Origin of the sequence: Paucisalibacillus globulus (assembly GCF_900184735.1) — a bacterium.
GTDB lineage: Bacteria > Bacillota > Bacilli > Bacillales > Amphibacillaceae > Ornithinibacillus > Ornithinibacillus globulus_B.
The window spans coordinates 145,512-167,121 of the sequence record NZ_LT855387.1 but is presented as its reverse complement, the minus strand read 5'-3'; the positions used below and the strand labels follow the sequence as shown (position 1 = coordinate 167,121).

At 34.9% G+C, this 21,610-nt stretch carries 28 protein-coding genes; 26 read left to right on the top strand and 2 right to left on the bottom strand.

The features are described 5' to 3' along the window. Window positions 1-404: 404 nt before the first annotated feature. From BN999_RS06390 to BN999_RS06380, 3 genes are all read left to right on the top strand, one after another. On the top strand, window positions 405-584 hold the full coding sequence (locus tag BN999_RS06390; protein WP_255247413.1) for a hypothetical protein: 180 nt from the start codon (window positions 405-407) through the stop codon (window positions 582-584). 91 nt (window positions 585-675) lie between these two features. Further along, on the top strand, window positions 676-1,095 hold the full coding sequence (mntR, locus tag BN999_RS06385; RefSeq protein ID WP_096270567.1) for a transcriptional regulator MntR: 420 nt from the start codon (window positions 676-678) through the stop codon (window positions 1,093-1,095). Window positions 1,096-1,168: 73 nt separating this feature from the next. Further along, window positions 1,169-2,059, top strand: coding sequence for a patatin-like phospholipase family protein (locus tag BN999_RS06380; RefSeq protein WP_096270566.1), 891 nt, complete (start codon window positions 1,169-1,171; stop codon window positions 2,057-2,059). A gap of 15 nt (window positions 2,060-2,074) precedes the next feature. On the opposite strand, the gene BN999_RS06375 is transcribed toward BN999_RS06380, so the two are convergent. Next, complete coding sequence (locus tag BN999_RS06375) at window positions 2,075-2,449, bottom strand: SA1362 family protein (protein ID WP_096270565.1); 375 nt, start codon at window positions 2,447-2,449, stop codon at window positions 2,075-2,077. 213 nt (window positions 2,450-2,662) lie between these two features. On the opposite strand from BN999_RS06375, the gene BN999_RS06370 reads away from it, so the two are divergent. The 4 genes from BN999_RS06370 to BN999_RS06355 all read left to right on the top strand — a co-directional run bounded on the left by BN999_RS06370 (window position 2,663) and on the right by BN999_RS06355 (window position 6,026). Continuing rightward, on the top strand, window positions 2,663-3,187 hold the full coding sequence (locus BN999_RS06370; protein ID WP_306418997.1) for a YqhR family membrane protein: 525 nt from the start codon (window positions 2,663-2,665) through the stop codon (window positions 3,185-3,187). Between the two features lie 131 nt (window positions 3,188-3,318). After that, window positions 3,319-4,380 carry a M24 family metallopeptidase gene (locus tag BN999_RS06365; protein ID WP_096270563.1) on the top strand — a complete coding sequence of 354 codons (1,062 nt, stop codon included), beginning with the start codon at window positions 3,319-3,321 and terminating at the stop codon, window positions 4,378-4,380. Window positions 4,381-4,410: 30 nt separating this feature from the next. After that, the gene (efp, locus tag BN999_RS06360; protein ID WP_096270562.1) at window positions 4,411-4,968 is read left to right on the top strand and encodes an elongation factor P; all 558 of its coding nucleotides are present in this window, start codon (window positions 4,411-4,413) and stop codon (window positions 4,966-4,968) included. Window positions 4,969-5,084: 116 nt separating this feature from the next. After that, a complete protein-coding gene (locus tag BN999_RS06355; RefSeq protein ID WP_176481895.1) occupies window positions 5,085-6,026 on the top strand; it encodes a hypothetical protein in 942 nt (313 codons plus the stop codon). Between the two features lie 88 nt (window positions 6,027-6,114). Here the strand turns inward: BN999_RS06355 and BN999_RS20985 are convergent, their stop codons facing one another. Continuing rightward, window positions 6,115-6,246 (bottom strand): hypothetical protein, encoded by a 132-nt coding sequence (locus tag BN999_RS20985; protein WP_255247409.1) that lies wholly within the window; start codon window positions 6,244-6,246, stop codon window positions 6,115-6,117. A 304-nt stretch (window positions 6,247-6,550) separates the two neighbouring features. Here BN999_RS20985 and spoIIIAA point away from each other — a divergent pair, with 304 nt between their 5' ends. The 19 genes from spoIIIAA (at window position 6,551) to recN (ending at window position 21,432) form a co-directional block, all read left to right on the top strand. Further along, the gene (gene spoIIIAA / locus BN999_RS06350; protein ID WP_096270561.1) at window positions 6,551-7,528 is read left to right on the top strand and encodes a stage III sporulation protein AA; all 978 of its coding nucleotides are present in this window, start codon (window positions 6,551-6,553) and stop codon (window positions 7,526-7,528) included. Then, window positions 7,473-7,985 carry a stage III sporulation protein SpoIIIAB gene (gene spoIIIAB, locus BN999_RS06345; RefSeq protein WP_096270560.1) on the top strand — a complete coding sequence of 171 codons (513 nt, stop codon included), beginning with the start codon at window positions 7,473-7,475 and terminating at the stop codon, window positions 7,983-7,985. Before spoIIIAA ends, spoIIIAB begins: the two co-directional genes overlap by 56 nt. Before the next feature lie 18 nt (window positions 7,986-8,003). Beyond that, complete coding sequence (gene spoIIIAC, locus BN999_RS06340) at window positions 8,004-8,210, top strand: stage III sporulation protein AC (protein ID WP_010093209.1); 207 nt, start codon at window positions 8,004-8,006, stop codon at window positions 8,208-8,210. Window positions 8,211-8,216: 6 nt separating this feature from the next. Beyond that, window positions 8,217-8,609, top strand: coding sequence for a stage III sporulation protein AD (spoIIIAD, locus tag BN999_RS06335; protein ID WP_096270559.1), 393 nt, complete (start codon window positions 8,217-8,219; stop codon window positions 8,607-8,609). Window positions 8,610-8,649: 40 nt separating this feature from the next. Next, window positions 8,650-9,822 carry a stage III sporulation protein AE gene (spoIIIAE, locus tag BN999_RS06330; protein WP_096270558.1) on the top strand — a complete coding sequence of 391 codons (1,173 nt, stop codon included), beginning with the start codon at window positions 8,650-8,652 and terminating at the stop codon, window positions 9,820-9,822. Between the two features lie 11 nt (window positions 9,823-9,833). Continuing rightward, entirely contained in the window at window positions 9,834-10,460 is a 627-nt protein-coding gene (gene spoIIIAF, locus BN999_RS06325) for a stage III sporulation protein AF (protein ID WP_096270557.1), read from the top strand. Then, a complete protein-coding gene (spoIIIAG, locus tag BN999_RS06320; RefSeq protein WP_255247408.1) occupies window positions 10,457-11,080 on the top strand; it encodes a stage III sporulation protein AG in 624 nt (207 codons plus the stop codon). The genes spoIIIAF and spoIIIAG overlap by 4 nt, the downstream gene beginning before the upstream one ends. 15 nt (window positions 11,081-11,095) lie before the next feature. Continuing rightward, window positions 11,096-11,635, top strand: a complete 540-nt coding sequence (locus tag BN999_RS06315; RefSeq protein WP_096270555.1) for a SpoIIIAH-like family protein — start codon at window positions 11,096-11,098, stop codon at window positions 11,633-11,635. Between the two features lie 316 nt (window positions 11,636-11,951). After that, complete coding sequence (gene accB, locus BN999_RS06310) at window positions 11,952-12,437, top strand: acetyl-CoA carboxylase biotin carboxyl carrier protein (RefSeq protein WP_096270554.1); 486 nt, start codon at window positions 11,952-11,954, stop codon at window positions 12,435-12,437. Window positions 12,438-12,451: 14 nt separating this feature from the next. Further along, entirely contained in the window at window positions 12,452-13,813 is a 1,362-nt protein-coding gene (gene accC, locus BN999_RS06305; protein ID WP_096270553.1) for an acetyl-CoA carboxylase biotin carboxylase subunit, read from the top strand. A 35-nt stretch (window positions 13,814-13,848) separates the two neighbouring features. Next, complete coding sequence (locus tag BN999_RS06300; RefSeq protein WP_096270552.1) at window positions 13,849-14,244, top strand: Asp23/Gls24 family envelope stress response protein; 396 nt, start codon at window positions 13,849-13,851, stop codon at window positions 14,242-14,244. Window positions 14,245-14,425: 181 nt separating this feature from the next. Continuing rightward, window positions 14,426-14,806: a transcription antitermination factor NusB gene (nusB, locus tag BN999_RS06295; RefSeq protein WP_096270551.1), complete on the top strand. Its 381-nt coding sequence runs from the start codon at window positions 14,426-14,428 to the stop codon at window positions 14,804-14,806. A 73-nt stretch (window positions 14,807-14,879) separates the two neighbouring features. Next, on the top strand, window positions 14,880-15,731 hold the full coding sequence (gene folD / locus BN999_RS06290) for a bifunctional methylenetetrahydrofolate dehydrogenase/methenyltetrahydrofolate cyclohydrolase FolD (RefSeq protein ID WP_096270550.1): 852 nt from the start codon (window positions 14,880-14,882) through the stop codon (window positions 15,729-15,731). Next, the gene (gene xseA, locus BN999_RS06285; protein ID WP_096270549.1) at window positions 15,728-17,062 is read left to right on the top strand and encodes an exodeoxyribonuclease VII large subunit; all 1,335 of its coding nucleotides are present in this window, start codon (window positions 15,728-15,730) and stop codon (window positions 17,060-17,062) included. Before folD ends, xseA begins: the two co-directional genes overlap by 4 nt. Before the next feature lie 80 nt (window positions 17,063-17,142). Continuing rightward, a complete protein-coding gene (locus BN999_RS06280; protein WP_096270548.1) occupies window positions 17,143-17,379 on the top strand; it encodes an exodeoxyribonuclease VII small subunit in 237 nt (78 codons plus the stop codon). Beyond that, entirely contained in the window at window positions 17,379-18,263 is an 885-nt protein-coding gene (locus BN999_RS06275) for a polyprenyl synthetase family protein (RefSeq protein ID WP_373453624.1), read from the top strand. The genes BN999_RS06280 and BN999_RS06275 overlap by 1 nt, the downstream gene beginning before the upstream one ends. Window positions 18,264-18,290: 27 nt before the next feature. After that, complete coding sequence (locus tag BN999_RS06270; protein ID WP_096270547.1) at window positions 18,291-19,118, top strand: TlyA family RNA methyltransferase; 828 nt, start codon at window positions 18,291-18,293, stop codon at window positions 19,116-19,118. A gap of 135 nt (window positions 19,119-19,253) precedes the next feature. Beyond that, window positions 19,254-19,703: a transcriptional regulator AhrC/ArgR gene (gene ahrC / locus BN999_RS06265; protein ID WP_096270546.1), complete on the top strand. Its 450-nt coding sequence runs from the start codon at window positions 19,254-19,256 to the stop codon at window positions 19,701-19,703. Window positions 19,704-19,716: 13 nt separating this feature from the next. After that, the gene (recN, locus tag BN999_RS06260; RefSeq protein ID WP_096270545.1) at window positions 19,717-21,432 is read left to right on the top strand and encodes a DNA repair protein RecN; all 1,716 of its coding nucleotides are present in this window, start codon (window positions 19,717-19,719) and stop codon (window positions 21,430-21,432) included. The last annotated feature ends 178 nt before the right edge of the window (window positions 21,433-21,610 follow it).

Below are 21,610 nucleotides of genomic sequence, written 5' to 3'. Positions count from 1 at the left end.
AGCCTATCCTCCCGCAGGAGTCTCCGTGTATTTCCTTCGCTAGTATTGAGTGGAAAAAAATAGGCAATTAAAACCAACACAATAATTACTTGCTAACTTAAAGTTAGAAGACCCAAACGAGCGCAGGCAGAATACGGAGACTCCTCGAAAATAGAGAACAATTTTCTTCGTGCGATGATTACGCTGCCGTAGCTTTCCTTGTCCTACGGGAATAGCACGTGTCCGAAGACCCCGCAGAGGCGGTTTTTCCTCGAGGAGGCTGAGGCCGTGCCCGTGGAAAGCGAAGTATTCTGCCGGAGCGGTAGCATTTGGCTTCACCATTTTTAATAAAGTTAAGTTACCGCGCAGTTTCTAATAAATTATTCAATTCATATTATTATTTGGTACAGGAGTGATAAGATTTGATGGATTGGTGGAAAAAGCAAAAAGAAAAAACTAGAAAACATCGAAAAATAGATGACCGTTATACAGTTGGCGATTTCTTAATCGATGTATTATTTTGGTTGCCTGAACTAATTGTAATACCGTTTCGAATTGCTTTGTGGGCTTTCCGCGCTATTTGGAGACTCTTCGATTTTACCTAATAGCTTGTCTCCAATTCATATTTCCGGTATCCTCAATATAGAAACAATTTTGCATTAGATAAAAATTATTCTATAGAAAGAGGAGAACAGGATGCCTACACCTAGTATGGAGGATTATATTGAAATAATTTATAACTTAATTGATACAAAGGGGTATGCCCGAGTTTCCGATATAGCAGAGACATTAGAGGTTCACCCGTCTTCTGTAACTAAAATGGTCCAAAAGTTAGATAAAGATGAATATTTGCTTTATGAGAAATACCGTGGTTTTATGCTAACAGAAAAAGGAAAAAAAGTAGGAGAGCGTTTAGTATTTCGTCATGAATTATTAGAGGACTTCCTGGAAATTATCGGCGTTGAAAAGGAAAATATATATAATGATGTTGAAGGGATTGAACACCATTTAAGTTGGAATTCAATCGATAGATTAGGTGACTTAGTTAAATATTTCAAAGAAGATCAGCAGCGATTAGATGATCTTAAAGAAATTCAATTGAGGAAAAAGAAGTAATAGGAAGAGGACAATGTTCTAATTTTACTGCCTTACGCTTACATATATATAAAAAGCGATAAGGGGATTTATTATGAAAATTGATGGGGTCTTCTCAGGTGGTGGTGTAAAAGCCTTTGCTTTTATTGGAGCTCTCGAAATTATTGCAGAAAGAAATTTAAAGTTCGAACGTGTTGCAGGAACATCTGCTGGTTCCATATTAGCTGCTTTTATTGCTGCAGGTTACAATAGTGAAGAAATGAAAAGACTATTGGAAACATTGGATTTAAAGCAATTCCTTGATCCACCACTTTTAGCTAATATAATCCCAGGAAGTAAATGGTTCTTTCTATATTTTCAAATGGGGCTATACAAAGGGGATAAATTTGAGAGATGGATACATGAACAATTAGCACAAAGAAATATCTATACTTTTGGAGATATTAAAAGTGGTTATTTAAAAGTAGTTGTTAGTGATTTATCTTTGGGTAAATTAGTTGTTATACCAGATGATCTAGAGAGGGTCTATGGAATTAATCCTAATGATTTTCCTATTGCTAAGGCAGTTCGAATGAGTGCTGGTTTTCCGTATTTTTTTATGCCTAAGAAAGTAATTGGGAAAAATAAAGTGAAGAGTTTAATAGTTGATGGTGGCTTATTAAGTAATTTTCCTATTTGGGTATTTGAAAGTGAAACCAATAAACGCACTAGGCCAATACTTGGTATGAAGCTAAGTGATTCCCCTGAGCAATCCCACCCAAATAACATAAAGAATGCATTGGATATGTTACATGCCTTGTTCAGTACAATGAAGCAAGCCCACGATTCTCGCTACATTGCAAAATCTGAAAAACATAATATTATTTTTATCCCCGTTAAAGATGTCCATACTACAAATTTTATGATCAATGAAGAGGTCAAAAAAAAATTAATACAAAATGGCCGCGAACATGCACAGAAATTCCTGAAACACTGGTCTACATGATGGAAGCGAGCTCCCTTAGTTGGAAGCTCGCTTTTTACGTTTAGACTTATTTCCATCAATAACACGTAAATGATTTGGTCGTTTTTTTACTTTCTTTTTTATTGAAATCGGTTGTGTCTTATTTTTTACCGTTGGGGTGCTGGTAGACTTAGTATATTTTGATTTGGATTGTCTAACAGCCTGTTTATATTTCTTTGCATCGTTGGATGTACGACGCCCCCCAAGTAAAAAGTAATAAAATAAACCGAAGATCAATAGGGCAAATACAGCTGTTACTAAGATATTGGTTAGGAAGCCTGTAGCATCCGTAAACAATTCCATAATTAGACCGATTCCAGCTAATCCGACAATCCCAATAATAATATATTTTAATATAGAATTTTTCCTCATATGAATCTTCCTTTCCAAACTATGTACCGGATATTTTAACTGTACAATTTAATATAACTATTCTAATAGAAAGTTATCCTTCTTATTCTAGTATAATTCTTTCCTTCTCAACTTAAAATATTCAATTTCTTTTTTCTCATGTTAATTATTTAGGGAAGGAACAATTTTTTACTGTAATTTGATTTGAAAGAGTGGGTAATACTAAACTTGGAGGTGCATAACTTGGAAGATAAAAAGCTCGAACAAAACAAACCTGAAGATACATCAACATTATTAGGAAGGTCACTACTAACCGGATTTATAGGTGGTATATTGGCAAGCTTATTAGGGCTATTTATGTACTATTTCAATTTCATGGAAGTCTCTGCAAAATCCTATTTGCTTCGTTCATGGACTACTGCAGGTTGGACGGATACGTGGTTAGGGGAATTGCTTACCATCATTCTTATCGGTTTATTGTCTATTGGAGTTGCACTAGTTTACTATGGTGTTTTTAAGAAAGTAACTTCCATATGGATGGGAATAGTCTATGGATTAATTTTATGGGCAATTGTATTTTTCATATTACAACCTATATTTTCAAATGTTCCCAACTTAAGAGAGATGGAGATTAAAACGATTGTTTCTACATTATGTCTTTATGTTTTATATGGTATATTTATTGGATATTCGATTTCTTTCGATTATCAAGACACGATTGCAACAGCAAACGATGGTTCAAAAAAGGTATCTAATTAAAAACCCCTATTCCCCAACTAAATCAATATTCAAAGTTGTCTATTTATGGTAAACTGATAAAGTCATAATAAACTATAGACTTAAAGTAAAAGAAATTTACATGCGAGTGGCAATGGGAAAGGGATGAAGAGATGGAGAAAATTATAAAAATTAGACAAGCGCTTCAAGAATTGAATTTAGATGCCATAATGATTAATAGTCCAATTAACCGTAGATATGTTACTGGTTTTACAGGTTCTGCAGGTACAGTTATTGTGAGTCATGATGAAGCGATTTTTATTACCGACTTCCGCTATACTGAACAAGCTGCGGAACAAGCGAAAGATTTTACGGTCGTTGAACATAAGAAGTTAATGGAAGAGGAAGTAAAATCACAATTGACCCTACTTCAAGTAAAACGCCTTGGTTTTGAGAAAAATCATGTTACCTATGCTACATATGATCGTTACCGTGATTTGTTAGATGCTGAACTGGTTCCAACTAGTGAAGTGATTGAAAAAATTCGCTTAGTTAAAACACCAGAAGAAATAGCAATATTAAAGAAAGCAGCTGAAATTGCTGATGCTGCATTCGAACATATCCAAAAATATATAAAGCCAGGAGTTAAAGAAATCGAAGTTTCCAATGAACTAGAATTCTTTATGCGTAGACAAGGGGCTGCTGGCTCAAGTTTTGATACAATTGTTGCATCAGGTTTCCGTTCTGCAATGCCCCATGGGGTTGCCTCTACAAAGGAAATACAATCTGGTGAACTAGTGACGCTTGATTATGGTGCTCTATATAATGGTTATGTTTCTGACATTACTAGAACAGTTGCAGTAGGGGAAATTAGTGATGAGTTACGAAAGATTTATGACACCGTTTTAGAAGCTCAACTTCGTGGGGTAAATGGAATTAAGCCAGGTATGACTGGTATTGAGGCTGATGCTTTAACTAGAGATTATATTAAAGGACAAGGATTTGGTGAATATTTTGGTCATTCAACTGGACACGGAATAGGTCTAGAAGTACACGAAGGGCCTGGATTATCATTCCGTAGTGAACTAAAATTAGAACCAGGTATGGTAGTAACAGTAGAGCCAGGAATTTATATTCCTAATGTTGGTGGCTGTCGTATTGAAGACGATATTGTCATTACCGAAACTGGTAATGAAAGATTAACAACTTCATCAAAAGAACTAGTTCAGTTATAAGCGTTTGTGCTTTAAATAAGGAGGACAATTATGATTTCAGTAAACGATTTTAAAACAGGCCTTACAATAGAAATGGATAATGATGTATGGCAGGTAGTGGACTTCCAACATGTAAAACCTGGTAAAGGTGCTGCATTTGTAAGGTCTAAACTACGTAACTTGCGTAATGGGAATATTCAAGAGAAAACATTTAGAGCTGGTGAGAAAGTTGGCAAAGCCCATGTAGAGCATAAAAAAATGCAATATTTATATGCTTCAGGTGATGCACACTCATTTATGGATACAGCTAGCTACGAGCAAATTGAACTTACTACTGCTCAAATCGAGCATGAGCTAAAATTTATTAAAGAAAATATGGAAGTCTCTATGATTCAGTATCAAGGAGAAATATTAGGTATAGATTTACCAAATAATGTGGAACTAGAAGTAGTAGAAACTGAACCTGGGATTAAAGGTGATACTGCAAGTGGTGGCTCAAAACCAGCAACAGTAGAAACAGGACTTATTGTACAAGTACCATTCTTTGTTAATGTTGGCGACAAGCTTGTGATTAATACTTCTGATGGGAAATATGTTTCAAGAGCATAAGTTAATATAACAACCAGAGATGATCATCAATTTATTAGGATGATCATCTTTTTTTATTTGGAGTAACAGTGACGATATCCCTAATCATTAGAAAAGAAATTAGAGGTGAAGTTGAAGTGGAAAAGATTAAGCAAAAAAAATTCAATTTGACGAAAGAATTTTTATCTCAAAACTGTCGTGAGTTGGAGATTGCTCGTTTTGAATACCTGTTTGGGAATGGTAGTAAAGAAAATGTAATAGAAAAGTTAAAACGATATCAAAATACCGATGGTGGTTTCGGCCATGGCATTGAACCAGATTTTTGGTTACCAAATTCTTCCCCCATGGCAACTTGGGCCGGAGGACAGATTTTACTGGAAATAGAAGCAAGTAAAGAAGAACCAATAGTTCAAAAAATGCTTTTCTATTTAGTAAATTCATATAATGAGGATAAGGGGAAGTGGGCTTCTGTATTACCAGAGTTCAATGAATACCCACATGCACCATGGTGGCATTTTGAGGAAGGATTAGAAGAACGTTGGTCGTATAATCCAAGTGTTGAACTTGCAGCATTCCTTGTGCACTGGTCTGATGCTGAAACTAAATTTGCTCAAATTGGATGGGATTCACTAAAAAAAGCAGTGACGTATCTAATGAATCAAGAAGAAATGGATAAACATGAAATAAATAATTTCCAAGTATTCATTAAGATAATCAAGCCCTATAAATCAACACTAAAGGAAAAAACAGGTTATTCCTATGAGGTAGTCTTTGAAAAAATAGTAGAACTTGCCTATCAATGTATGAATAAGGATATATCTAGTTGGGATTCAGGTTATGTACCATTGCCATTGGATTTCATTGACAATCCTGAGAGTCCGTTATATGAAAGAGTGGGCTCACTAGTGGCAGAAAACTTGAATTTTTATAAAGAGCAAATGTCTGAATATGGTGTTTGGGATATTTCATGGGTGTGGGATCGCTATCCAATAGAATTTGAAAAGGCTAGAATCTATTGGAAAGGAATACTTGCAGTAGAGAGATATAAAACGTTCAAGGCTTTTGGATATCTTAACTGATATAAAAGAAGCAACGGACCCTATAATAATACACTCTTACTCCTGTTCAAAGGGAAAAAGAAGGTTGTATTTTACTACATTTTTCTATTTAATCTATCTTTTGTTTGATTGAGGTTAATTCTTTACCCATTTCTTCCATTTGTAGACTAATGTTAATGACATCAGGATCATTTTCAATCTGATTATCTTGATTAGAGGTACTGTCTATGAAAATGGTCAAAAAACTATCAATAATAAGCTATTTATAATAGGAGAAAGGACTAAAATGCTAGATTAGTTTTACTGTATAAACCTGATTATTACCTACGTAACAATAGCGAATAGGTATTGGTATAGAAAAGCAGCCAGATGTTCTATGGCTGTTTTTGTTTTTCTCATCGTTTTATCCCACTATAATCAAAATCTTTATTAAATATTATCAACTCTATTATTTCTCTCCTATTAGTCATAAATTTTCACTTCAGACATACATTTACTTATAGAATATGAAAATGCTCAGGGATTAATGGGAGTGAGAAAAAGCGATGGAGGAGATATTACGATTATTTCCCGGTGAAATTCAATATGCCATTAAAAAGGGTGTTGGAAATAGGTGGGACAAGCTACAGGAAATTAGGGTCAGGTTACATCAACCAATTGAATTAATCTTTGATTATGGAATTGAGTGGATAACACAAGCAAGGCCAAGTAAAAAAGATAATACTTTTATTATTAATCAGTTAAGTGAGTTCTCGCTATATCGGATGGAAGATGAACTTAGAGAAGGGTATATCACGATAGAGGGGGGACATCGTGTTGGTTTAGCAGGAAAAGTAAATACGGTTAATGGATCTGTAAAAGCAATTCAGTATATTACTTTTTTGAACATCAGAATTGCAAAAGAAAAGATTGGTGTAGCAACGAAAGTAATTCCCTATCTATATAAAAACAAATTTTTAAATACACTGTTTGTAGGGTCTCCGCAATCAGGTAAAACAACACTAATTCGTGATGTAATACGGATTATTTCTACTGGATGGAATCATATTCCCCCTAAGAAGGTTGGTGTGGTTGATGAACGTTCTGAAATTGCAGCATGCCTGAAGGGGATACCACAGCATAATTTAGGTATACGAACGGACGTTTTGGATGCCTGTCCAAAGGCAGAGGGGATGATGATGATGATTCGGTCGATGTCACCAGAAATATTAGTAGTGGATGAGATTGGTAGTGATAAGGATGTACAAGCTTTAATCAATGCGATTAATGCTGGTGTTACAGTGATATGTACAATCCATGGGCAGAATCTTCAAGAGCTAAAAAACAGGCCATCGATTCTACCTTTATTAGAAAAAAAGGTATTCAGTAGAATAGTACTTCTTAAAGGTCAAACGTCTCCGGGTAGCATTCAATCAATATACGATGAAAATGAAAAAAATATCTATCAGAAAATGGGGGGATTGCCAAATGAAGTGGATCGGGGCACTTCTCTTCATAAGCGCGACGACATGGCTCGGATTTGAATGGAGTAATAAGCTTACAAGACGTCCTAAGCATATACGACAATTAATTAATGCTCTACAAACTTTAGAAGCAGAAATACTTTATAGTCAACTTCCATTACATGATGCCTTTTCATCCATTGCTAGGCAAATACCAGAGCCTTGTGCTTCCTTTTTTCAGTTAGTTGCAGACAGAATGATAGAAAAAAATAGTTATTTTGAAACAGTTTGGAATGAAAGTGTTACTACTTATAAAGAATCATCTAGTCTAGGTGAAAATGAGAAAGAAATTCTTTTACAGTTTGGTAGGACAATCGGACAGCATGATTTTACCCAACAACAAAAACATATTCAATTGACAATTAAACACCTGGAAAGAGAATTACAAGATGCAAGAGACGAACAGGATAGGTATGGAAAAATGGCAAAAAATCTTGGATTCTTAACTGGCCTGTTTATCGTGTTATTGCTCATATAGGGGAAAGGGGCTCTTGTTATGCTATCAGATGCATCTATTTTATTTCAAATAGCTGGAATAGGTATTATAGTCGCGCTAATACATACCATCTTAAAGCAAATGGGGAAGGAAGAAATAGCGCAGTTTGTTACACTTGTAGGATTTATTATTGTTCTTGTAGTTGTTATTAATGGGCTGTCAGATTTATTTCAACAAATCCGATCAGTATTCTTATTTCAAGGGTAATTCTGTATGGATATCATACAAATTGTCACTTTAGGTATTATTGCAAGCGTATTATACATCATCTTAAAAGAGATGCGCGGCCCCTTTGCATTTATTATTTTATTAATTACCGGAATCGTATTATTTTTAGCAGTGATTAGTCAGATCGGATCGATTATTCGGTTGATAGAGACTTTAGGGCAAAAAGCATCCATTAATGGTATGTATATCGAGACTATCTTAAAAATAATCGGTATTGCTTATATCACAGAATTAGGTTCAAGCATTACGAAAGACGCAGGACTTAGCGCTGTTGCTTCCAAAATTGAATTAGCAGGAAAAATATTCATTTTATTACTAGCAATCCCAATTATCTCAGCAGTTGTCGAAGCTATATTAAATTTCTTGCCGCAAGCTTAATGGGAGAAAGTTCTTGAGAGGAAGGAGCAAGTGGTAGTGCATGAAACGGATAAGCCGTACTTTCTGTTTACTATTTATTATTCTATTTTTTGGACAAGCCGTTGTATATGCAGATAATCAAGTGGAAGCTCCTGTGGAAGATTTATTAATGGAAGATGTCTCATTTGATGGGATGCAGAAATATTGGAATGTTGTTGTCGATGAATATGGAGGATATATTCCGGAACTTGAAAAGAATAGTCTTTATGACTTCATTAAGGGAAATGATGAGTTCTCTATCAAAAACCTATTAACTGGTGGACTAGAGTACCTGCTTCATGAGGTTATATTAAATGGAAAGTTACTAGGATCTCTCCTGTTATTAACGTTGTTTTCTGTTTTGTTACAAACTATGCATACGGCATTTGAAAAAACCTCCGTTAGTAAAATCGCATACTTCGTAGTATATATTGTCCTGATATTTATCGCATTAAATAGTTTTTACTTGGCTGTTTCTTATGCAAAGGAAGCCATAAGTATGATGAGTAGTTTTATGATCGCCTTGATACCTTTGGTGCTGGGGTTAATGGCTACATTTGGTAGTGCTATATCTGTATCCTTTTTCAATCCGATTACAATCTTTTTAATTAATGCAATCGGCATTCTAGTTTCTAATTTTATTATGCCATTACTTTTTATATCTGCATTATTAATTATAGTTAGTAGTTTAAATGAAAATCATAAGGTTACCCATTTGGCTGATCTATTCCGCTCGATTGCTATCGGAACCCTAGGAATCTTTTTAACTATATTTATTGGTGTATTATCTGTCCAGGGTGCAGCAAGTGCGATTCAAGATGGGGTAGCAATGAAAACGGCTAAGTTTGTTACGGGGAACTTTATCCCAGTTGTAGGTAGAACGCTAACAGATGCTGCAGATACTGTGTTGAGTGCTTCCTTATTATTAAAAAATGCTGTAGGTATTGTTGGTGTAGCGATTGTTATTTTTATAGCTATATTTCCAGCGATCAAGATTTTTGCAATTGCTCTAATTTATAAAATTGCAGCAGCAGTGCTTCAACCAATTGCTGATGGGCCAATTATTACAAGCCTAAATACTATTAGTAAATATATTGTTTATATTCTAGGGTGCCTCCTAGCAGTTTCTTTAATGTTTTTCTTAAGTATCGTCATTATTGTAACGGCTAGTAATATTACATTACTACTGCGATAGGAATGATGGAATTGAATCTACTAATAAATTGGGTCTCACAAATAATCATCTTTATTTTACTTGCAACCATTATTGATCTACTAGTTCCTGCTGGAGGAATGAAAAAGTATATAAAGTTTGTAATTGGCTTGATACTAATTCTAATTTTTCTCCAACCTATTTTTTATCTCTTTAACGTTAATATTGAGGACGCCGTCAGAAACAGCTTTAGTAGCATAATTAACGATGATTCTAAGACTTCAGAAATAGAAAATTTGATTGAAATGCAAAAAAGTGAAATAGAATCGACATCTAGCGCATATATTTTAGAACAAATGGCTGTCCAATTAAAAGATATAGCGAAAGCTCCTCTTTTGGACAACTACCAAGCTGAAATAAGTGATCTGAAATTTCAGTTCATAGAAGGTGCAACATATTCCTATGAGGGGCTAGAAGAAGTCATTGTTTATCTTGAACAATCAGAAGCAGGGGAGGGAACAGTGAATGCAGTAGAGGATGTTGTCATCGATACGGGAGACAAGCAATATAATAACCCTACGGAGGAAATCAACCTTCAAGGGATAGAGGAATTGTTACGAGAAACCTGGGAATTAAGTGATAAGAAATTAACTGTTAGATGGGAGGGAGGGGCATCTTGATAAAAAAATTACAAGATTTTTTGAAAGAAAAAATTAGTGGTTCTAAAAAAACAGCCTATGTAGTCATTATTGGACTTGTTAGTTTACTAGTTATATTGGTATCTAACATGTTTAATACCTCATCCCAAAAAGATTCGGGACAAGAACTACCTGAGATGAATTTAGAGGCACAGTCCCAAACCGAAGAAGTAAGTTCCCATGATTCTTCTAAGACATCTGATGTTAGTGTATTGGAGGAAAATTATGAGAAGCAATTACAGAACATGTTAGAAAATATCGATGGCGTCTCTGAAGTGGAAATTATGGTAAATCTAGATTCTACTAATGTAAAAGTCTATGAAAGAAATCTAATTAATGGACAGCAGCATACTGAGGAAAATGACCAAAATGGTGGGACAAGGCAAATTGAGGAAAGTACTGAGGAATCACAAGTTGTTATAGTAAGGCAAGGAGATCAAGAGTCACCAATTCTAGTTTCAACTAAGAAACCTGAAGTTAGAGGTGTCTTAGTGACAGCAAAGGGAGTAGAAAAAGCTACTGTCAAACAATGGGTAGTAGAAGCTGTCTCAAGAGTGCTTGATGTTCCTACACATAGAGTTTCTGTTAATCCTAAAAAATAAGGGGAGGAATATTTAATGTTGAAAAAACAAACGGTATGGCTATTAACAATGCTAAGCTTAATGATTGTGTTGAGTGTGTACTACATGACTCAAAAACCAGGTGATTTTGCTTACATGAATACTGGTGAAGAAAATAATGCAACCGAGGAAACATCGACAACAGGTGAAGAGGCTAATGTGGATATCGCTCCTGGTGAAAATGAATTATTTGCAGCACTACGCTTAGAAGTACAAGATGAAAGAAGTAAGAAGTTAGATCGATTAGATGACGTTGTTGCTAACAGTTCAGCTTCAGTTGAAGAGAAAAAGAAAGCTTACGACGAAATGGATGCTATTGAACAGTTAAATACAAAAGAAATGATTTTAGAAGAGACTATTTTAGCATCTGCTGAATACCAAGATGTATTAGTTCGTGCGGATGGAGAGAAAGTATTTGTTCATGTGCAAGCAGATGAGCTATCAAAAACAGAAGTTGTAAACATCATGCAAATGGTACGGGATGAGTTAGGGGAAAAGGTCGTAACCGTAGTCCCTGAGCCAATGACAGAGAGCTAATAATAATTTAATTATAGCATCAAGTCTTGCAGACTTGATGTTTTTATTTTTGCGAATTTTTTGGTGGAATTATTTTTTAGGAAAACTAGAGTAGAGGATTCATATGAGGATACATTTCATGATGAGTTTTTTATTAAGCCCTAATTTTAATATATATTCGCTAATCCTGATGGGACTTGCTATAATTAGGGGAAGTGAAAGCGCTTTAACATCTATAGATATATTTAATTGTTGATGTTTCCCTAGTATTTATCGTAAAATACTAAGAGGAGTTATTAGTACCTAATTATAAAAAAAGGTAAGGGAGTGCAATATTATGCTAAAAGTACAAGAAATACGTGAAATAATAAAACTAGTTGATCAATCTTCCATTAATGAATTTACTTATGAAACAAATGGCACTAAAGTGTCTATGAAAAAACAATCTGAACCTATTGCTGTTCCAACACAACCAGTTGTTCAAGTTGAAAAAGAAACAACTGCTATCTCTGAGAGACAACAAGCTGTTCAAGAAACAGTTGAAGTAGTTGAAACATCAGTGAAAGAAAGTACCGTAAATTTTGATTTCGAAATTACATCTCCAATGGTTGGAACTTTTTATAGTGCACCAAATCCGGAAAGTGATCCATTTGTATCTGTTGGAAGTTCCGTGGCAAAAGATACAGTAGTTTGCATAGTTGAAGCAATGAAACTATTTAATGAGATTGAAGCGGAAGTTTCAGGTGAAATCGTTGAAGTTCTAGTTGAAAATGGAGAACTTGTGGAGTATGGTCAACCATTATTTAGAGTGAAAACGAAGTAAGGGGACGTGCTAATATGATAAAAAAACTGCTTGTTGCAAACAGAGGAGAAATAGCTGTCCGAATTATTCGTGCCTGTAAAGAGTTGGGTGTAGAAACAGTTGCTATATATTCAGAAGCCGATAAAGAATCATTACATGTTCAATTAGCTGACGAGGCTTACTGTATCGGTCCTAAAGCAAGTAAGGACAGTTATCTTAATGTCACCAATATTATAAGTGTGGCAACCTTGACGAATGTTGATGCCATACATCCGGGTTATGGATTTTTAGCTGAAAATGCTGATTTTGCTGAGATATGCAAAGCTTGTAATATTACATTTGTCGGACCTACTCCTGAAGCAATTCAAAAAATGGGTATTAAGGATGTAGCACGAGAAACAATGCGTGAAGCAAATGTACCCATTGTTCCTGGTTCAGATGGTATAATAGAAAATGAAGAAGAAGCGATTAAAATTGCAGAATCAATTGGTTATCCTGTTATAATAAAAGCTACTGCTGGTGGTGGTGGAAAAGGAATCCGAGTTGCAAGATCGGAAGGAGACCTTATTAAAGGAATTCGTATTACTCAAAAAGAAGCGGAGACTGCATTTGGTAATCCCGGTGTTTATCTTGAAAAGTTTATTGAGGACTTCCGACATGTAGAGATACAAGTATTAGCTGATACCCATGGAAACGTAGTTCATTTAGGAGAACGGGATTGTAGTATTCAGCGTCGTTTACAAAAATTAATTGAAGAAACACCTTCTCCTGCACTAAATGAGGAAATTCGTGCTAAAATGGGAGGAGCAGCAGTAAAAGCTGCTGAAGCCGTTAATTATGTTGGTGCCGGAACTATTGAGTTTATTTTTGACCGTAAAACTCAAGACTTCTATTTTATGGAAATGAACACAAGAATCCAGGTTGAGCATCCAGTAACTGAAATGGTTACGGGAATCGATTTAATTAAAGAACAAATAAAGATAGCAAATGGTGAAAAGCTGTCGTTCAATCAAGAAGAAGTAACATTTGATGGATGGGCAATTGAGTGTCGTATTAATGCTGAACAACCATTTAAGAATTTTATGCCTTCACCTGGTAAAATTAATATGTACTTACCACCAGGCGGTCTAGGAATTCGTGTTGATTCTGCTGCTTATCCTGGCTATTCTATTCCACCATATTATGATTCGATGATTGCAAAACTAATCACATATGGTTCAACTAGGGAAGAAGCAATTGCTCGTATGAAACGAGCACTCGATGAATTCCTTGTAGAAGGGATACATACAACCATTCCATTCCATCGATTAATAATGGAACATGAAGTGTTTGTAGATGGAGACTTTAATACGAACTTCTTAGAAGAACATCCAATTATGGAACCAAATGAAGATTAAGGCTTTAAACTCAATTTTCATAAAGGAGTGACAAAATGGCAGATCAATCGTTAGTTAATATGAGCGAAAATACTGGACTAGGTAAAGTAGAAATTGCCCCAGAAGTTATTGAAGTGATTGCTGGTATAGCAGCATTAGAAGTGGAAGGCTTGGCAAATATGCGTGGGAATTTTGCTACTGGTGTAGTAGAACGGTTCGGTAAAAAGTCTCATAGTAAAGGTGTTAAAGTCGAATTAACTGATGAAGGAATACTAATTGACCTGTATGTTGTATTAGAATTTGGTGTGTCTATTCCTGAAGTAGCACAAAAAATTCAAGGAAACATCAGACAAACATTAAAAAACATGACTTCATTAGAAATTTCAGAAGTAAATATTCACGTAGTAGGATTACAAATGGATAAAGAAACAACAGAAGAAGAATCAGAATAATACAAGAGGTCAAAAGGTAGAAATATCTTTTGACCTTTCTTGTTATTAAATGCTTACTTAAATGAAAGAGCTAGGGACATCTATTACATATGACAGATAATTAAAAAGAATTGACAGTTGTGGCGTCTTCAACATAAAAATGATATGATTTGAACAGAGATTAGCAGAAGGAGTCATAAAAATGAAACGTCATGAAGCAAGAGAAAAAGCATTCCAAATATTATTCCAATTAGACTTGTTAGAAGAAGATATGGAACAAACGATTCAAGATAGATTAACAGAAGAAAGACAAAATAAATTCTTAGATTCTTTAGTGAACGGTGTTGTAAAAGAAAAAGCAACCGTTGACCAAAAAATATCAGCAAACCTTGAAAATTGGTCTTTAGAGCGTCTGCCTGCAGTAGAGAAAACAGTTTTACGAATAGCTACTTTCGAAATATTATTTGTAAATGATATTCCTGAAAATGTATCCATAAATGAAGCTGTAGAATTGGCGAAACGATATGGCGATGAAAAATCAGGAAAGTTTGTTAATGGTGTCCTATCTAGGATAATTAAATAAACAGAAAATATTGTTATGGTTAATCAATATATTCTAGTTAAGTAAAGAACTTAGTGGGAGAGGGGAAGGTATTATGGAAGCTAAGGTTATTAATGGTAAAGAATTGTCCATGGAATTAAAAGAAGAAATGAAACAAGAAGTGAAAGATCTACGAAAAAAAAATGTAATTCCACACTTGTCGGTAGTTTTGGTTGGAAATGATGCAGCCTCAAGATCGTATGTTAATGGTAAAAAACGGGCATCTGAAGAAGTTGGGATTAGTTCTGAAATAATTGAACTACCTGAATCTATATCTGAAAAAGAGCTACTAGATATCATCCAGAAATTAAATCAAAATGAACAGGTTCATGGAATTCTGGTACAACTTCCACTTCCCAAACAAATCAATGTACAGCATATTATTGAAACCATCGATCCTCGTAAGGATGTGGATGGCTTCCATCCTGTAAATATTGGAAGAATGATGACAGGACAAGATACTTTCTTACCTTGTACCCCATATGGAATTATAAAAATGCTTCAATCCAAAAACATCAGCATAGAGGGTAAACATGCTGTTATACTAGGTAGAAGTAATATTGTTGGAAAACCTGTAGGCCAATTATTATTAAATGAACATGCAACAGTTACCTATTGTCACTCTAGAACAAAGAATGTAAAAGATATAACCAAACAAGCAGATATACTCGTTGTTGCAATTGGTAGTCCAAATATAATTAGTAAAGAGTATATTAAAGAAGGTGCTGTAGTTATAGACGTTGGGATTAATCGAATAGAGGATGGTAAATTAACTGGTGATGTTGATTTTGATAGTGCAAAAGAAGTTGCATCCTACATAACACCAGTACCTCGTGGTGTTGGTCCAATGACAATTACTATGTTGTTATATAATACATTAAAAGCTGCTAAGGAAAGGGTTCTATGACAGATAAATACTTAACAGTTACAGCACTTACTAAGTATATTAAAAGAAAAATGGATACAGATCCACATCTTCGTAGTATTTGGCTAAAGGGTGAAGTATCTAATTTTAAATTACATTCAAGAGGTCATATGTACTTAACAATTAAGGATGACCAGGCTCGGATTAATGCTGTAATGTTTTCAGGGAACAATCGTTATTTGAAATTTAAGCCTGAAAATGGAATGAAAGTTCTTATTCGAGGGGAAATTAGCGTTTTTGAAGCAACTGGTCAATATCAGCTATATATACAACAAATGGAACCAGATGGAGTAGGTTCTTTGTATTTAACTTTTGAACAATTGAAAGAAAAATTACGAAAAAAGGGATATTTCGATTCGCAATATAAAAAAGAAATACCAATGATTCCAAATCATATAGGAGTTATCACTTCACCTACTGGTGCGGCGGTAAGAGACATTATTACCACGATAAAAAGACGGTTTCCTGTTGTGCAAGTTACTATTTTACCAGTCCTCGTACAAGGTGTAAATGCAGCGGGTTCGATTTCGAGAGCAATTCAACAAGCGAATAAAGATAATTTATTTGACGTAATGATTGTTGGTCGTGGTGGCGGGTCTATTGAAGAATTATGGTCTTTTAACGAAGAAATTGTAGCTGAAGCAATTTTTCATTCTGCGATTCCGATTATATCGGCTGTTGGGCATGAAACAGATGTCACGATAAGTGATTATGTTGCCGATTTAAGGGCTCCTACGCCAACTGGTGCAGCTGAATTAGCTGTACCGTCACAATATGAATTGTTAGATAAAATTTCTAGAATGAAACAGTCGCTAAGTAGTTTAATAGGAATTACTATTAAACAAAACAGAAACCAGTTGGAAAGAATGGCACAATCTTATGCATTTCGATACCCAGAACAGTTGATAAGGCAAAAAGAACAAGAATTGGATAAACACCGAGAACGTATGGACCGTGGTCTAAAGTTTAACCTGCAAAATAAATCCGAACGACTTAATCATCACAATACAAGGCTGTTAACACAACATCCAAAGAGGCAATTTGTTCAAGCTACTAAAGATTTTCACCAGTTGTTGAAACAGAAGGATCAAGCCATGAGTCAACAGATTGAAAAGCAATCTCAACAGTTACATAGAACGATGGATAAATTGACCTTACTTAATCCCTTAGAAATTATGAAACGGGGATTTGCCATACCCTATACTTCAACAGGCGATATTATTAAATCGAAGTCACAAATAAAGCAAAATGATCATATTAAGCTTAATTTGCAAGATGGTCTGGTGAACTGTGAGGTTCTGGATATTAACTAAACTAAATTATGTGGTTTCCAATTAGTACCATGAGACCACATGACTGACCAAACTAATAACGCTCAATAAGGAGTTAGAAAATGGACAAATATAAAGACTTAACCTTTGAAGAGGCAATGGAGAAACTGGAAGAAATAATTGGAAAACTTGAAGAGGGAGATGTGCCTTTAGAAAAAGCAATCTCTTACTATCAAGATGGTATGATTCTCTCCAAAATATGTAGTGATAAATTAAATCATATCCAAGAAAAAATGGTGCAGATTATGAATGAGCAGGGGGAGCTTGTTCCTTTTGATATACAGGAGGATGAGAAATAGTGGTAGACACTTTAAAGCAATATATTGACTCAAACCAAAAAATGTTTCAGAGATTGTTGTCTGAGTATATACAGGCTACGGACATAACTGAATCACTTAGAAAATCAATGTTATACTCCCTTGAAGCTGGGGGGAAAAGACTTCGACCAGTATTGTTATTGGCAAGTTTTGAAGCATATTCTACAGAGACTGAAAAGACGTATAGTTCCGCATTGGCATTGGAAATGATCCATACTTATTCATTAATACATGATGATCTTCCTGCGATGGACGATGATGATATGCGCCGAGGTCTACCTACTAATCATAAAGTATTTGGTGAAGCAACTGCGATTCTTGCGGGTGACGCACTATTAACTTATAGCTTTGAAATAATTGCAAATGATCCTCTACTAACAGATAAAGAAAAGTTATATTGTATCAAGCATCTATCTAAAGCAAGTGGTCCATCTGGAATGGTTGGCGGGCAAATACTTGATATGGAAGCAGAAAAACAACCTGTAACTCTAGAGAAGTTAGAGAAAATCCATTCTCTAAAGACTGGAGAGCTACTTAAATTTGCTGTTACTGCAGGTGCATACTTAGGAAAGGCCTCCGAGGAACAAATATCTTTCCTTCGAGATTATGCGCATTATTTAGGTCTTATATTCCAGGTTCAAGATGATATTTTAGATGTAATCGGCGATCAAGAAAAACTTGGTAAGGCAGTAGGTAGTGACGAATCCAACGACAAAAGTACCTATCCTAAATTATTGGGACTAGACGGTGCTATAGAGATGAAAAAATTATATACCGAAAAGGCTTTAACATTATTAGAAAAGGCAAATGCACATACATCAAAATTATTGGAACTGACAAATTATGTTAGCAACCGTGACCACTAAAATTGACTGATAAAGGATTTTAAACAGATGAGTAAAATACGACTTGATGTTCTACTCGTAGAACGAAATCTAATTGAAACTAGGGAAAAGGCAAAGCGTGCTGTTATGGCTGGTTTAGTCTATTCCGAGCAAGAAAGACTTGATAAACCTGGGATGAAGGTTGATGATGATATCCCCTTAACTGTCAAAGGAAAATTAATTCCTTATGTAGGGAGAGGTGGATTAAAGCTCGAAAAAGCTTTGAAAGTGTTTTCTTTGGATGTTCATGATAGAATTATGATGGATATTGGTTCATCAACGGGGGGATTTACGGATTGTGCCCTTCAATCGGGTGCAAAACTTTGTTATGCCATTGATGTTGGTTATAATCAACTAGATTGGAAACTTCGTAACGATTCTCGCGTAGTTGTAATGGAACGAACCAACTTTCGTTATGTGACAAATGACATGTTGAAAGAAGGATTACCAAACTTCGCATCTATTGATGTTTCATTTATCTCATTAAAGTTAATTCTTCCTGTATTAAAGAAGCTTCTACTACCTAAAAGTGATGTAGTTGCATTAATCAAGCCACAATTTGAAGCAGGTCGTGAGCAAGTTGGAAAAAAAGGTATAGTTCGTGATAAAAATATTCATGTGGAAGTTTTGAAAAAAGTACTTTCTTTTGCACAAGAAGAGGGATTTGACCTCTATGGTCTAACTTATTCTCCAATCACCGGTGGTGATGGAAATGTGGAGTTTTTAGCCCATTTAGGTTGGGAAAAGGAAGAACCTACAATTTCCATTGAAGAACTAAATCCCGAGGTTGTAGTCAATGAAGCTCATTCAGAATTAAAGTCAGCAAAGAATATATGAGTGTAAGGACTACAATTTTGTAGTCCTTTTTAGTTAATGGTTTAATAAAACTGGAAATAACCGGACAAGGACAAATTAAGGGGTTGCACTTGATTATTAATGATTGGTTACATCTACTAATACTAGGGGGTCAATATGAGTAAAGTTCAAAGGCATATAAAGATAAGAGAATTAATTACAGAAAATGATATTGATACACAAGATGAACTGGTGGATCGTTTGAAAAATTTAGGCTACAACGTCACACAAGCTACAGTTTCGAGAGATATAAAAGAGTTGCATCTCGTTAAAGTTCCTTCCAGAGGTGGAAAATATAAATATAGTCTACCAGCTGATCAACGATTTAATCCTCATGACAAATTAAAACGTTTAATAATGGATGCTTTTGTAAAGATTGATCATACAAGTCACTTCATTGTACTAAAAACACTTCCTGGCAATGCACATGCTGTAGGTGTATTAATTGATAATCTTGACTGGGATGAGATTATGGGTACGATTTGTGGAGATGATACATGTTTGATTATTTGCCGTACGGAAAAGGACACAGTTACAATAAAAGAACGTTTTATTAATATGTTATAGACGAGGTGGCGACATGTTAACCGAATTATCAATCCATAATTTCGCAATCATAGATCAAATGACAGTTACATTAAAAGATGGTCTTACGGTTTTATCAGGGGAAACAGGCGCTGGTAAATCAATCATAATTGATGCTATACAGTTATTAGCTGGAGGTAGGTCATCTGTAGAATTTGTCAGACATGGTATGGAAAAAGCAGAGATCGAGGGACTCTTTTCTATTGATTCTAGTTCACATACGATATACTCCATTGGAAGGGAATATGGTGTCGAGATCCATGACAATGAAGTAGTTCTCCAGAGAATCATTACGGCTTCAGGTAAGAGTATTTGTCGGGTCAACGGCAAGTTAGTAACGCTAGCCATTCTAAGGGAATTTGGGAAGACATTAATAGATATCCATAGCCAACATGAAACACAATCATTAATGAATCCTGAGAATCATATCGAATTATTAGATTTATACAGCCAAGCTAAAGTGGATAAAGTAAAAGAAGAATATTTGACCTTGTTTGAAAAACTTCAATCATTAAAAAGGCGTTATAAAGATCTAAGTGAAAATGAACAAGAAATTGCACAAAGGCTTGACTTGCTTGAATTTCAGTTGAGTGAATTAGAAAAGGCCAATCTTGTCCCAGAAGAAGATGTAGAATTAGAAAAAGAAAGAACCCAATTAATGAATTATGAGCGGATTTATAAAGGTGTTATGGATGCTTATAATGCATTATATGGCGAACAAAAAGGATTAGAATGGTTAAGTATGGCTCAAAGGTCACTCGAAGAAATCAATAATTATGACGAATTTATTGCATTAAAGTCTGAGTCATTGTCAAATCATTTTTATATGATGGAGGATTTAACCTTTGAACTAAGTAATTTCATTGAAAGTTTAGAATACAATCCAGATCGTTTAAATGAGATAGAAGGAAGACTTTCAGAGATTAGTCGTTTGAAAAAGAAATACGGTTCTACAGTTGATGAAATGATTGAATATATGGGTTCAATTGAAGAGGAGATTGAACAAATAAAGAACAAAGATTCTCATCTACAAAAATTAGCTAAAGAAATTGAGGATCTAGAGGAAGATGCTTATTTAGATGCAAGTCAATTACATGATATCCGAAAAAAGGCAGCTAAGGATTTAATACGGGAAGTGCAAGAAGAATTAAAAGATCTATACCTTGAAAAAGCTTCTTTCTCCATTCAGTTTTCACCTGAAAATCCAAGTAAAACAGTAGCATTACATCGAAATGGGTTTGACCAGATTCGCTTCCTAATTTCTACGAATTTAGGGGAACCTCTAAAAGAAATAAATAAAGTTGCTTCTGGTGGAGAGCTTTCTAGGATCATGCTTGTGTTAAAGAAATTATTTGCTAAACATCAAGGCGTTACTAGTGTAATTTTTGACGAGGTAGATACCGGAGTTAGCGGCCGAGTTGCACAGGCAATTGCTGAAAAAATCTTCCAAATCTCCAATGATTCACAAGTCCTTTGTATTTCCCATTTACCACAAGTTGCAGCTATGGCAGATACACATCTATTTATTGAGAAAAAAGAATTGCAAAATCGGACGACAACCCATGTTTTAGAGCTTAGTGAGACCGAACAGATTAAAGAACTAAGTAGAATGATGACAGGAACAAAATTAACGGACACCGCAATTGAACATGCTAGAGAGTTACATGAACTTGCTAAGAACTTTAAAAAAGTTACAATGATAACTAGTTAACACAATTTATTTTAGGATTAGAAGTTATTCTAATCCTTTATTATTTATTTAAATACAATTTAAGCAGAGCTGAAGGCAGCTTCTTTCTTTTACATATATTGTAAAGGAAATGTTACACATCTTTTCTTAACTTTTCCCAGTTTAAAAATGACCATTAAAGGTCAAATTAGAAGTACAG